This window comes from Neobacillus drentensis, from assembly GCF_021560175.1.
Classification (GTDB): domain Bacteria; phylum Bacillota; class Bacilli; order Bacillales; family Cytobacillaceae; genus Neobacillus; species Neobacillus drentensis_A.
Genome location: NZ_CP091110.1, coordinates 3,049,528 through 3,063,535, shown reverse-complemented (window position 1 = coordinate 3,063,535; position 14,008 = coordinate 3,049,528). Strand labels below are relative to the sequence as shown.

The following is a 14,008-nucleotide window of genomic DNA, read 5'->3' as shown; positions in this document are numbered from 1 at the left end:
GACCATGGTCTTCTGAAAAACCTTTATTTACGGGCCTATTGTCGCCTATATTTATCAACCTTTGACATCAATACTACCGTCTCCACCTCATTTTTCTGCCAATATCCGATTGAAATGAAATACGCAAAAATCACAAGTACATTTGAATAACTGTTACTCTATTGTTACTGATACAAATGGAACAGGAGCAAAAAAAGATTCTTAACTAGGTATTTCCATTTTGGACCCCCATCTATTGTGGAGATAGTAGTATCTTAAAGTTTCCTTATAATTAACAAGCCTTAAACTCCACCAACTTCCTGTCATTAATGGGAATCAGTAACATTATGCATCGAACGGAGGAATTTACTTGACTTTGAGTAAATATTCAAAAAAGTAAGAGGTCCACTTACCCTCTTACTTTTTTTGAAAAATTCTTAAATTATTTTCTTTCAGCCAAAAGTTGCCAAAAAGCTTTGTCTTCCATTACGTCATATTTATTATTGGAAACAGCAGTTACAAGACTTTGGTGTTTCTTTAATGCTCGAATCCTGTTTGTTAGTTGTTCATTTTCTTGTTGTGATTCTGTATTGAAAATACTTTGAACTTCCTTTTTCTTCAATTCAGAAACATTGTGAACAACCCAAGTCAGAATGTATTGTGAATAATCATTATCCGCAGTGGCAAAATGGCTCATAAATTGTGTAGATAAAATTGTTCCAACACCAAATTCACGGCCCTCTTTCATAATTTTTTTTAGTGAAGCAAAATCTTTACTCAAGAAATTATCCGCTTCATCCACTAAGATCATTTTTGTTAATTCTCGAAAATCTTCATTAATAGCACTGTGCCCTTTGGTAAGCATCTGCGAATAAAAACTGTCTAGAGTAATTCCAACCAATAAATTCTGAACACTAGGGTCATATCCTGCAAGATTTATTACAGCGATTCCTTCAATTAAATCGAATAAAGGCATGGTCTCTTCGCTATATGGTGAAAATAGCTCAAAATCAACAATTTGTTTTAATGCAGCATACAAACTATCTTCCTTTGCATCTTCATTTTCAGTGAATTTTCTGTAGACATCATGAAGTGTCGGTGGGGTCATATCCCATGTATTTTTATTTGCTTTTTGAATTCCTTTTGATTCATACGCTTCAAGAATTAGATCATTTAAGAACTGTTTCTGCTTTACACCTAAACCGAATGCAGTCGAAATCGTTTCTTTGATGGTACTAGCTGTATGCAAAGGAAGAAGTGGCTTAAAGGTTTTTCCTTGGTATAGAGCCAATGGATTAAATGGCAAATGATATGGATCGTAGACCTTTGCATTGGTTGCTCTAACGAAGTCGTCTTTTATATAATCTCCCTTATAGTCAAAAATTAAAAAACCGATTGGTGTTCCATTCACATTATGAACACTCTCATCGTGGAGTTGTTTAATAAATGACTTTGTAAACTGGGTTTTACCTGTACCCATTGTTCCAATTATACCAGTATTCGTATGCATTATTTTGCTTGTTGTAGTTGGGTACCAGAATAATTTTTGACCATTTTCAAGTGATTGTCCAAACTGAATTTTCATTGGTTCATCAGCGATAACTTGATCAATTGAATGTTTATCACCATCCTGTGGGACAGTTGGAACTGGATTAACTGTAGCTGTATCTGTATCTTCATCATCTTCATCGCTGATAGGCTGTTGAGCACCTTCAAGTTCCTGCTTATATAAATTCCAAAGCAATTTTCCCTTTGAAAGGTCTCCATTTGAATTTTGAATTCTACTGAATAAATCATTTTGTTCTATTACTAAGAATTCATAACCGTCTTTCTCTGGTAATGATAGATTCAAAATCCCCTCGTTACTTAGTTCCACGCTTCTAAAGTAATTCTTCTCACCAAAAGAGATAATCCCACCTGAACCTATAAATGGTATTAATGAATCTTCAATAAAATAGTTATTGTTCAGTAAATCTCCCAATACCCTCTCATTAAGAACTGCATCCCAATTATGTTCAGGCCATATGTTATATAATTTCATTTTTTTAGCATTCACAATTGCCAGGTTAATCAAAAAGTCTTTATAGACAGTACTTGTAAAATTTTCAGCAGTTAATTTATCAATAATTATATCACTAGTTGCTTTTACTTGATTTTTGGCTTTCTCGATAACATTTGATTTGTTTTTCCCAATCTTGACTTCAATTGGATAGTAATGTACTTTAACTTGATCTTGACTTGTTTCTATCCCTACTAATAACAGATCATCACTTTGAGAGCCGGTTATGCCTAAGTTCTTTGATGAAAATAGACTATCTTTTTGGGAAAGACCAACAGATCCAGATACCCGAAGTATTTCTTCAAGTGATAATGGAATCCATACAATGTCGGGATGAGCGAAAAATGAAAGACTAAATTTCACAGCTGATAGGATACTCATTTTTTCTCTTGGTAGCTGTGAATTAGAACCAATCATTCGAAGTAGCCATTCACCATTTAAACTATTGAACAAATTTACAATCCTTTTTGTGCTATCAGGATCAACACTAGCTAAATGCTTATTAAGAAACTCCTCAATGATCATCTTAAACTGGTCAGTTTTTTGAGTTACCGTTATACTATCGTAGCTTTTTGAAGGTGTATATTGATCGCTATAATGCAGTACTAATAAATCTTCCTTATCAGCCGTATCTGTCACAAAACTCAAATCAAATTTAGGTTCCACAAAGGTTACCCAGTAAGATGATTCGTATATTTTATTTAATTTATTAAAGCCTTTACTTGAAAAAGCAGTGACAATGGTTTTTCCGAATTCATAAGGGTTTTGTCTCCCTGAGGCTAAGGTTAAACTATTATACAACTTAGAAAACTTTATTAAATCCGTTGTTTGATTTATATATTTAGTCCCAAACCCAGTCCGATAAGAATCACCAATAAATGAAGATGTTATGGATGAAAAGAGTCCTCCTAACGACAAACCAGTATCAATTTTGCTCATTTGGTCCAATGTTTCATCAACCATTTGATCCATCTCATAGAAAGTTATATGGGCGTATTCAAACAGCTCAGAACTCGAACTTTGTTTATAAAAGTGAACTTTTTGACGAAAGGCATTTAACAACTCATCCTTACTAAATTTATCAGTATTTAAACTAAGACCAAAAGTTGATTCAATTTCCTCGTACCTTGAATAAAATGAGAGCTCCTCAAATGCATTAATTGCTTCTACGTCCCCATAAATCATTAAATCAATAGGTAAGAGTTCTTCTAATTTAACGCCTTTTTTTACTTGAGCCAAATAGTAACCAAAAATACCTTGTAATACTTCTTTTGAATCACCTAAGTTAACCAAGTTTAGCTTAATTGGAGCTCTATTATTAAGTTCGAATAGATAACTGTAATGTTTTGTGAATTCCAAAAGCTTGTCAGCAACTAATTTGGAAACAAAGCTGTCTGATAAATTATATCTAGCATTCTTATAATGATGATACAAAGTCCATTCCGGTGAATGTATTTGATCGATCGGTTTGAATATTTCACTGTTAAAAAAGACGTACGGGTTTAGATTTTTAGAATCTAATCTTTCTAAAATCTCCCTAGGGATTTCCTCGTTACCTACAATCTTAATAAAAGAATACTGATAAGCAACATTTATCGGATGAAGAGGAGAATACATTAAAACAGGATATTCTTCATCTCTAGTTACTGAACCCAGATATACGATCTCTTTTTGGTGTTTTGAAAGTGTTGCACCATCTTCAATATCTTCAATACAACTAACAAACTCATCTATATATCGCTTAGCTAGAATTAATAGCTCATTATCCCAGAATGCTAAGCTTGGTAAAATACCTTTCGCTCGAAAGTAATCTACATACTCTTTATAAACCTGATAAAGATTTTCTGGTACTTGAATTTCCCGAAAAGTTACATGATGCCCATCATAGTCTAATGCAAGTGATCCATTCTCAACAAAAAAAGATTCTAACATTAGATTTTCTAAGAATTGTTCATCTTTAATCATTGATTCTTGAGTTCCTTGAACGACTCTATTTTCATCCTTAAAAGTAAAACTTTGCTCTTTTTCTCTTTTTAGTTTATAAATGGTCATGCCATCAATATATTGTAATTTGGGTGACTCTGAAACAAATTTTAAAGACAACTCCAAGTCTTCTAAATTTAAGAGTATTTGAACTTCACCACCTTGATTTTGGATATATTCGTCTGCTTCATTTACAATTACAGTATCCTCTTTTGATACAGCGATTCTTGATTGTTGCTCTAAATCAATTTTAACTGTATTAAAATCCTGTTTTTCTTGAAATACAATCTCTTTCCCCGATGTTAATATTTTTATTGCACTTTCTTTCCTCTTTGGTTCGACCTCAAAGTTTGTCTTAATTCCTGTAAAATATGACTCGGATAATGGTATAATTACAACTTTAAAATCAAAAGTGGCATTATCTTGTTTATATCTAAATCTCAGAAAATTTAGTTTCCCTGTTTCGAAGGTGTGGGTAAACATGATTCGTTTTTTTGAGACGGTAGCAGCTTGGCCAACTAAATTTTTCAAAAATTCCTTTTTAAGAAATTTATCAAACCTTAATTCAAATGTGATTTGATCCTCATTATAAGGGTTAAAGATAATGATATGACGTTTTCGAGCCTTTGTTTTGGTTTCACCTTCGGGACGGTCCCAATATATAAGACCCTCATTTGTTTCTTTAATATTTTCCTCTATGTAAGAGGGAGGAGAAACATCTATAACATTTTCGTTTGAGTTTTTAATAAACTGATATCCAAGTGTTTTCCAATCATTGTCTAATATTTCTTTGACACCAGCTTCATCAAAATGCTTGTCTAAATCTGACTCAGGATCACCATAACTAAATGCGTCTTCTATCATACTGAAAAATTCATGATTATTGTTTAATCTTTTCTCCCGGATCACTTTGTCATGAATTGTTGATAACTCTGAATCATAAAAAAGCCCGAGAGACGGATAATCGTCAGGTTTAATATTTTCATTTATTGCTGATAGGATATCTTCAAATTCAAAAAAAGATTTATTCGCTTCAGTCAGATCCTTTACTTCCTTTTTCTCTAAAACGTAACTTAATACCGTTTTTGTTTCATCGTTTAAATCTGAATTTTCGAGAGTATCGCTTATATGGTTTCTAACTGCTTGAAATGATAATGGCATCCCATTGTTTTGCAGACCTACAGATCCACCAACGATACTATCAAGTGTTGTATGGTGTACAAAAAGGATTGCTTTGTTTTCAAAGTTAGATTCGGTTGTTCCTACTGTGTTTCTGAGCTTGATTAAAAAGTCCTCAGTAACTCCCCCATCGGTTCCCGCAATAAGGATTTCTTTTTCCCCAAATGTCAGAATAAAGCTCTCGTACCGTTTTCCCAATGGGTTTGGCCATATAAAGTCATTATATATATCTAAGTTATTAGCTTCGATTTTTATAGTTTCAATTAAAGTTGATACCTCTTCCAATTTTTCAAACTGTACATGGTATTTATCACCCGGTTGAATTGTAACCTCCCGGAAATAGTTAATAATTTGAAGAGCGATAAATTTATAAAATGTATTTGACATATTGTGCATCACCACTATCTGATTTTTTCTCAAGTAAGTTTAACCTTGAATATAAAAGAGTAACTTGCTTCTTTGAGTCGCGGTCAAAGAACACCCCGCGTTTCTCTAATTCCTTAAAAAGAACATTTAATGAAATTTTTTGGTTTTTCTTAATACATAACTTAGTTAAGAAAACAATGTCCTGTTGAGTGAGATTCAGAGTATAACCTAACGACCCGCTCCGTTTTAAATAGTAATTCTTTGCTAATTCTTCATAACCTTCATAATACATAGTCGATGGTTTTTTGCGACCAGTTGTCTGGAATTGATAAGCAATACTATGCTGAAGCTCTCGAACACTGGTGAATATTTCCTGTTCTCCACTAATAAAGGGGACATTATTTTTCCTGCTCCAATCTACATCCCCTAAATAGCTTTGATAATCTCTGTTTAATTGGAGAATTTGGTGCTGTAAATCTTTCTTTTCTTCCTCGTTCATTTCAAAGACAAGATCTATAAAACGTTTATAAGTGAGATTTTCATACTTTTCATTGTTAATATGATTTAACATGACTAAACAATTAATATGAGCAAACAATTTGGGAATCTTCGAAGAGATCATTTTCCATCCCATTTTATAACTATCCCTAGTACTTGAGCGGGATTCCCAATCAACGTTAAAGTAAATAGGAAGTATCCCTTCCTCGTTAAATTCAAACATTTTGTCAACTTTAACAATAAACTGAGTAACATAGAAGAAATAATAAAACGTAACAAACTGAGAAAAATGAATAATTAATAAATCTTCTCTTTCTAATAAAAACAAAAAATCCTCTTCAAAACATTGTCTTATTTCCGGGAACATGCAGTAATAGTCTTCGTTTATTTCTATTTGATCTTTTAATTTTGGCAGTGAGTCAAATAATAGAGCTAGCAATACGTTATCTGGCTTTTTCTCATAAACTTCTTTCACAGCTAATTGAACCTTTTTAGTACTTAGAACACTCCCTAAAAAATTGGCAACCTTTGACTCATTGGATCCTCCTTTAGATAGAAAGTTAAAAAAAACGGGATGGGATAAAACCAATTGACCATTATCATCAAAAAACATTTCATTTATTATCTTTTCTAATTGATATTTTTTAGTTGATTCTACTTTGTTTTTTATGTTATTTAAAAATGCCTCTTTATCAAATGACTCATATTTCTTTTGACTAATATACCTAGAAAAATTTCCAATAACGGAATGAAAGTCATCAATAGTATTCTTACTAGCTGAATAAGGTAAGAAGCGAATTCTACTATTTTTGCTGCTTCCCGATGAATGGGTGAACCTTACTTTTTTACTTACATCATCACTTACCTTAAATTCATCCTCTAAAGAAGCCCTGTTTAATTCTGCCCTCATCATGAATTCTCCTTAAACTCATAGTATCCAAATTGATCAACTGATAGTTTATATTCTTTAATTTTTTTCCCAACCTTATTTCTAATCTGAATTGATTTCTTTTGTGATCCATCCTTAATTACCTTTTGGATAAAGTCGACAAAGCTTACAAAATTATTTTTATCTTGACTGTTTGGGCTATAACCATCTTTAATCTTCTGAATTAAATTAAATAAATGATAATCAATATTTAAGGAATGAAAGACATCCTTATTTTCTATTTCAAATTCCATAGTCATATTGGTTAAGAACCGCTCCAACTTGTCCTCACTTTTTATTTCTTTTACATTGAAATGGGAAATTAGATTAAGCGTTTCACTAATCCGAAATTTCACTTGATTCTTTCCTAAGAAAATGTTTATGCTTCCTTTTTCAGCAAAACCATTCCAAAGATAGATACTTTTTATTACATCCTGATAGAGATGACGAATATTTCTTATATCATTGATGTTCCAAGAGAATAGGTATTTAACAAATTTTTCATATACTGTATCTTCATTCATAATTTCATTTTCCTCGTTCAAAGGAATAAATTTATTTGTGCGGATTAGAGTTGTAAAAAGTTGTTTTTTTAATTCGAGTGATATTCCAGTATTGAGCATTTGTTTTAGATTAAATTCTTCAATTATTTCTTGCGAGAGATAATCTTTAAAAATCTCCATTAAATTATCTGTATTAAAAAAAGTAATGATTAATTGATCTAATTTGTCTGAACGATTCGTGCCAGGCTCAAACTTTTTTATTTCCCTAAATAGCTCTGTTTTTTCACTATAATCATAAAATCTATTTGGTAATAAGGCACTGAGAAAGTCAGCCTGTTTAAATTCACCTATTATCTCTGTAATCTTATTTGAGTTACTAATCAAATCCAACTGATCATCGACGAGGATATGATAAATAAAATCAAAATAAGTTCGAGTGGATATTATGACTTTATATTTAATATTTAGTTCCGCTAATTGTTTAATGATTACGCTTCGCACTCTTTGATTAAATAACAACTCGTAATTTTTCTTTACAGGACAAGTATCGCTCACAGGACAATTACTTTGACAATGTGAAGAATATGTGCGAAAGAAAGGATTATTTTCATTATTTTCACTTATCTTTTTTAGCAATTTTTCCTGTAAAGAGGATTGGACACCTTCTGAAGTTAATTCATAAAGATGATAGTCACTCAAATTGATAAAGCGAAATGGAAGACTATAGTTATTTTCGTAATCAGATTGCTCTTCATCAATAATTTTGTGCTCATGAACAAATTTCTTCAGTTTTGTAAATTCATTTTGATATTTAGAATTTAAAAAATTGCTTAACGTTCCGAGGTTAATTGCAATTACTAAATGCTGGCCTTCTATAATTGTATTTGAAATAAGGGCGTTATCACTAAAATTTACTAGTTGTTTTCTCAAAGTATCAATTGATGTTTCGTTTGGTGAAAAGCTTTCTGTAGCATCATTATGTATTTTTATATTTGAGAACAGCTCTTGATGCTCAGCACGCAAATAGGATATAAGATGTGATTTACCGTCCCCAACACTCCCACAAACAAGGACTAAATGAGGCTTCTCTTGCGTTTTAATTTCTTCAAGTATTACCTTTAGTTCCTTCTCATATGGTCTCTCTACATGCATGTATTTTTTAAAATTATTAAAATCCTCGATATTTTCAACAGCCTCTTTAGATGATTGTTTTAATCGAGCTAATTCTGATATTAGACATTTATATGTTTGTTCCATTGATTATCCCCTTCGATGTTCTCATTTATTTCTTTTATATACTTATTTTACCATAGTTTAAATAAAATAAATCTACAATATCCCAAAAACCGAATAAAGGTTCGTCTTATTTCTTGTGTAATTTCGGTCTCCGGTTTATAATTATTTTATAAATTACGTACGTAAAATGGAGGATGGTTATGGACGCTACGTTTAGTTACAATTTCCCTGCTATTAGAGGGGTACAAGCTGGAAAATCATATTTTGTGGCAATGTGTCCCTTACGTATTATTCCAAGAATCTTTCTTTTTGACGAGGAAGAGATTCCACCTGAACACCGAGCTCAAAGAATATTAAATAAAGCAAGAATACCTGAGATGACAAATTATATTGTAGAAAATCAAAATGATTATGTATTCTCTTCCATAACTGCTTCTGTTGATGGAGAAGTAGAGTTTATTCCTTTTAATTCTGAGCCTTCATCTAAGGATTTAGGACAGTTAATTATAGCATTAGATGCCAGATTTCTAATAAATGACGGGCAACATCGACGTGCAGCAATAGAAGAAGCTTTAAAAATATCTCCTGAACTTGGAAATGAAACCATATCGGTAGTTTTCTTTCATGATGAAGGACTTAAGAAATCACAGCAAATTTTCTCAGATTTAAATCGACATGCTGTTAACACAACATCTTCTATTGGCATTTTATATGACCACCGTGACCAAATATCAATGGTAACAAAAGATATTATATCAACTACTCCTTTATTAAGTCGTTACACTGATAAAGAACGAGTCTCACTATCAAAAAACTCACCAAAAATACTAGCTTTAAACCATATTTATAATACAAATCTTAAATTATTAGGTAAAAGTAAAGGTGAATCCATCACTGATGTTGAGGAAAAGTTTTTAAGGCAATTTTGGTCTGTTTTATGTGATTCTATTGTAGAATGGAATTTGGTTTTTAAAAAGGAGTTAAATCCACGTGATTTAAGAACACATTTTATTGTTGGACACGGAGTTTTCTTGGAGGCAATTGGACTCGTAGGTCACTACCTTCTTCTTTACAATGAGAATGACTGGATTTCATATATTAATAGTCTGTCAAAAATTGACTGGCACAGAAGCAACACGGATGACTGGCTAGGTAGAGCCTTTAATCAAAATGGAAGGATTCAAAAAACATCCTACACTATTCAGTTAACTGCGATAAAAATCAAGCAATTAATCAATCTTCCGATCACTGAAAGTGAACAAACGTTAGAGAATAAATTTTTCCAAGGAGTAGTTTAATTATGAATTTCGGCATTATTAGTAACGCAATATCAGGTCAAATGCCTTTTGTTGATGAAGCAAAAGAAAATATAAAAAAGGCATATAAAGAAGATGATCGTCCTTGGGTGGTTGGCTATAGTGGTGGTAAAGATTCTACTGTAGTTGTTCAATTAGTTTTTGAGGCTTTAAATGATATGCCAAAAGAAGAATTACATAAAAAAGTATATGTAATTTCTTCTGATACATTAGTTGAAACACCGTTAATCATTAATTCTATTAATCAAACACTTAGAAGAATACAAGATGAAGCATTAAAAAGGGATCTTCCAATTGAAACACATAAAGTTAAACCGGTCTATGCAAACTCTTTTTGGGTAAATATTATCGGTAAAGGTTATCCTACCCCTAATCAGCAATTTAGATGGTGCACTGATAGACTTAAAATCGATCCTGCAAATCAATTTATAATGGATAAAGTGTCTTCTTTCGGTGAAGTAATCATGGTATTGGGAGTTCGTGAAGATGAAAGTCAGACACGCGGAAATGTTATTCGTTCACACTCAGTTGATGGAAAAACATTTATGAGGCACTCTACCCTATCAAATGCTTATGTGTATGCACCAATTCGGAACTTTACACTTGATGATGTTTGGGACTATCTATTAAATCATGATTCTCCTTGGGGAGATGACAACAAGGAGCTTCATAGACTTTACCAAGATTCAAACAGTGGTGAATGTCCTTTAGTCATTGATAAAAATATAAAAGAAAGTGCCGGTTCATGTGGTAATAGTCGATTTGGCTGTTGGGTATGTACAGTTGTTAATGAAGATAAAGCATTAACAGGATTTATTGCTAGTGGACATGACTGGATGAAACCACTCTTAGATTTTAGAAATTGGCTAACGACCATCCGTGATGACCGCACTAAGAGAATGAAATATAGAAAGCACGGCCAGGTCTATTATAAAGAAGTTAAAATTGAAGAAATTGATGGAGTAAAAAAAGTACTTATTCCGAAAAAAGCAAGTAGGGCTAAACAACTTATTGATTTTGATGAGTTTACTAAAGTTCCAAAAGAAGAATTAAATGATTATATTACAAGAAATAATATTGATTTAAGTTCTCCTGAAGATCACAAAATATTAGTTTCATATGATGAGAAAACGCTAGAAGGTCAGGTCATAAAAAAATATGCTCAACTTGGTTTAGGACCTTATACAATGGAAGCTCGTAAGGAAATACTAATAAAGCTTTTAGAAGTCCAAAGAGATCTTAAGCATCCTGAAGATCCACATTATGAGTTGATTAGTATGGAAGAATTAAAAGCGATACGGAAAATCTGGTTTAAAAACGGTGACTGGGAAGATCAGATTCCTGGCCTCTTTAACGAAATTATGGGTTACTCTTTAGATTGGGAAATGGACGACCGTCCCCTCTTCGATAAGGAACAAATTTCCGACCTTGATTTACTTGCTGACCAATTTAAGGTAGATATTAAAGTTATCAAAAAATTAATTTCAATTGAAAAAGACTACTCTGGTTACAAAGTCAGAAGAGGACTAATGGACGAAATTGGTAAAGCTTTAAAGCAAGACTATCTACATTTATAAATAGTAGAAAATGAGGTTTTAGAATGATTATAAATGAAATCCAATTAACCAATATTGGTGCATATAGAGGGAGTAATTCCTTTGATTTCCGTCCAGAGAACGGTAAAAATGTTATTTTAATCGGCGGAGAAAACGGGGCTGGAAAAACCACATTATTAAACGCTATAAAACTTGGGTTATTCGGTTCATACGGATATGGATTTAAGACAGAGAATGCTGAATACTACAAAAGAGTCCAAAGCATGCTTAATCATGGTGCAAAGAGACTCGGTGAAAATAATTTTAGAATAAAACTCGAATTTTCATTAGTTGATGATTTTGAGAAAATTGACTATATATTATATCGTTACTGGAAATTTACAAATCAGAGTTTAAAAGAGTCTTTTGAATTAATAGCCAATGGTAAACATCTAACAGATCAGGAAAAAGATCTATTCCAATCTAAATTAAAAGAAGTTATGCCTCCTCAGCTATTAGACCTATGCCTGTTTGATGGTGAAGAGATTGCAAGGATTGTTAATAAAGACCTCCTTTCTGAGTATTTAAACAATTTATCCAGGGTCGTATTTAACCTTGATTTATTCGAAAAACTTGAAGATGATCTGGAAAACTACTCAAATCAATCACTGGACTTCGAGAAAATGGAATCTTTAGAGAAAGAACTTTACACGTTAAATCAAAGTGAAAAAGATCTTAGGGCAAAAATTGGAGCAGCAATCGAAAAGGAAAAAGAGCTTGCTTTAACAAGAGAAAAACTGAATGATGATTACCAAAGGTTAAAATATGACTTTGAAAATTATGGCGGTCTAGTTAAGTCTGAACGCGAAAACATAATTAGAGAAATGAATCTAATTGAAGCACACAGAAAACAAAATATGGAGAATATTAAAGAATTTGTTTCCAATCTTCTTCCTTTATATTTATCTAAAAACCTACTCACTGAAACTAGAGAACAGATTCAAAATGAAGAATCCATGCAACTATCTAAACAGCTTAATCTAAAACTCAATGACGACAACATGACTGATATACTCAGCTCTGTATTAGGTACGTATGAGCCGAATATAGGCAATTTATTAAAAGAAAAATTATTAAACTTGGTTAAACCTGAAGTCACTATTGACCAAATTCATGGTGCCTCTTTCTCAGAAAGTAGTTTAATTGAAAATGCTTTTCTTAAGGTTTCAAGTAATGCTAAAGATGAATGTTTAAGTATTATTGAAGAGAACAGATCTAAACTTATTCACCAACAGGAACTACGGGAAAAGCTTACCATCAATGATAGTACCAACGAATTTAGCGATATGATTCATCAAATGGAGAATATTCAACAAACCATCATTAAATTAGACCAAGAAATACAAGAACACGAAGGACAACTTCAAGAATGGAAGAATGACGTCGAATCCATCATAAGTGCTATAAATAAGATTCAATCTTCTCTTAAAGATAATGATAAAACGAAGAGTTCATTCCTTGAGTCACAAAAAATCATTACTTTAAGTAGACGATTTAGAGAAATCCAATTGAAAAAGAAGCTCCAACAAGTTCAGTTTGAAGCTACAACAATGCTAAAAAGGATTTTCAGAAAGCATAACTATGTTTCATCAATTTATATTGATCCAGAGTCATACGATGTAATTTTGTTTGATTCACACAAAGAAAAAATTGAGAAATCTACCCTATCAGCAGGAGAAAAAGAAATTTTACTGATATCTATTATTTGGGCAATCTTTAAGTGCTCTGGTAGAAAAGTTCCTTTTATCTTCGATACATTACTTGGACGATTAGATAAAACACATAAAGCTGCAGTGTTATCAGAATTCATACCAAATAGTGGTAGACAAGCAATTATTCTTTCAACAGATTCAGAAATTGATCAACAGCACTATACACTCATAGAAAAAGTTGTTGCAAAGGAATATATGTTGGACTTTAATGTAGAGAAACAAGAAACTCACATTTTAGATCGGTATTTTCCTTTTAAACAAATGGAGTTGGTAAAATGAATTTTCGTTTAAAAACCTCAAAAGTAACTGGTGAAAAGTTAGTTAGTCTTCAGGCAGCTACCGGCTTAACTTGGAACATCTTATCAAGAATAGCCGTTGCTCTATCATTAAAAGACTCCTCTACTCCTGAGCTGGTGGAAAGTAAATCAGGAGTAGATATACACCGAAATGCAATGACTGGAGAAAATGATTATATTTATAAGGCACTTATTCGACAACATGCAAAGCGAAATATTTCTGATGAAGAATATTTCCCAGATCTATTTAATGCTCATTTAGAAAGAGGAATTGTCTTACTGGAAAATGAATACAAACATGCTGGTAATTATGAAAAACTACTGGTAAACCTAATAAAAATGGAAAACTAGGTGAAAT

The 14,008-nt window shown here is 32.1% G+C and carries 7 protein-coding genes; 4 read left to right on the top strand and 3 right to left on the bottom strand.

Translation table 11 applies throughout. The annotated features are described in order from the left end of the window. Positions 1 to 421: 421 nt before the first annotated feature. Genes dptH through dptF form a run of 3 tightly spaced genes read right to left on the bottom strand, consistent with a single transcriptional unit; the run spans position 422 to position 8,752 of the window. On the bottom strand, positions 422 to 5,587 hold the full coding sequence (gene dptH, locus L1999_RS14240) for a DNA phosphorothioation-dependent restriction protein DptH (protein ID WP_235744146.1): 5,166 nt from the start codon (positions 5,585 to 5,587) through the stop codon (positions 422 to 424). Next, positions 5,568 to 6,974, bottom strand: a complete 1,407-nt coding sequence (dptG, locus tag L1999_RS14235) for a DNA phosphorothioation-dependent restriction protein DptG (protein WP_235744145.1) — start codon at positions 6,972 to 6,974, stop codon at positions 5,568 to 5,570. The genes dptH and dptG overlap by 20 nt, the downstream gene beginning before the upstream one ends. Then, the gene (gene dptF / locus L1999_RS14230; RefSeq protein WP_235744144.1) at positions 6,974 to 8,752 is read right to left on the bottom strand and encodes a DNA phosphorothioation-dependent restriction protein DptF; all 1,779 of its coding nucleotides are present in this window, start codon (positions 8,750 to 8,752) and stop codon (positions 6,974 to 6,976) included. The genes dptG and dptF overlap by 1 nt, the downstream gene beginning before the upstream one ends. A 179-nt stretch (positions 8,753 to 8,931) precedes the next feature. On the opposite strand from dptF, the gene dndB reads away from it, so the two are divergent. From dndB to dndE, 4 genes are read left to right on the top strand one after another with little or no spacing between them, the layout of a single operon-like run. After that, positions 8,932 to 10,029, top strand: coding sequence for a DNA sulfur modification protein DndB (gene dndB / locus L1999_RS14225; protein WP_235744143.1), 1,098 nt, complete (start codon positions 8,932 to 8,934; stop codon positions 10,027 to 10,029). A gap of 2 nt (positions 10,030 to 10,031) precedes the next feature. Beyond that, positions 10,032 to 11,624: a DNA phosphorothioation system sulfurtransferase DndC gene (gene dndC / locus L1999_RS14220; RefSeq protein WP_235744142.1), complete on the top strand. Its 1,593-nt coding sequence runs from the start codon at positions 10,032 to 10,034 to the stop codon at positions 11,622 to 11,624. 23 nt (positions 11,625 to 11,647) lie between these two features. Further along, the gene (gene dndD / locus L1999_RS14215; protein WP_235744141.1) at positions 11,648 to 13,633 is read left to right on the top strand and encodes a DNA sulfur modification protein DndD; all 1,986 of its coding nucleotides are present in this window, start codon (positions 11,648 to 11,650) and stop codon (positions 13,631 to 13,633) included. Then, complete coding sequence (gene dndE, locus L1999_RS14210) at positions 13,630 to 14,001, top strand: DNA sulfur modification protein DndE (RefSeq protein ID WP_235744140.1); 372 nt, start codon at positions 13,630 to 13,632, stop codon at positions 13,999 to 14,001. Before dndD ends, dndE begins: the two co-directional genes overlap by 4 nt. Positions 14,002 to 14,008: the final 7 nt, after the last annotated feature.

What these genes read in the sequence shown, in the direction of transcription:
- dptH (WP_235744146.1), bottom strand. Translation starts at nt 5,587, where the DNA reads ATGTCAAATACATTTTATAAATTTATCGCTCTTCAAATTATTAACTAT.
- dptG (WP_235744145.1), bottom strand. Translation starts at nt 6,974, where the DNA reads ATGAGGGCAGAATTAAACAGGGCTTCTTTAGAGGATGAATTTAAGGTA.
- dptF (WP_235744144.1), bottom strand. Translation starts at nt 8,752, where the DNA reads ATGGAACAAACATATAAATGTCTAATATCAGAATTAGCTCGATTAAAA.
- dndB (WP_235744143.1), top strand. Translation starts at nt 8,932, where the DNA reads ATGGACGCTACGTTTAGTTACAATTTCCCTGCTATTAGAGGGGTACAA.
- dndC (WP_235744142.1), top strand. Translation starts at nt 10,032, where the DNA reads ATGAATTTCGGCATTATTAGTAACGCAATATCAGGTCAAATGCCTTTT.
- dndD (WP_235744141.1), top strand. Translation starts at nt 11,648, where the DNA reads ATGATTATAAATGAAATCCAATTAACCAATATTGGTGCATATAGAGGG.
- dndE (WP_235744140.1), top strand. Translation starts at nt 13,630, where the DNA reads ATGAATTTTCGTTTAAAAACCTCAAAAGTAACTGGTGAAAAGTTAGTT.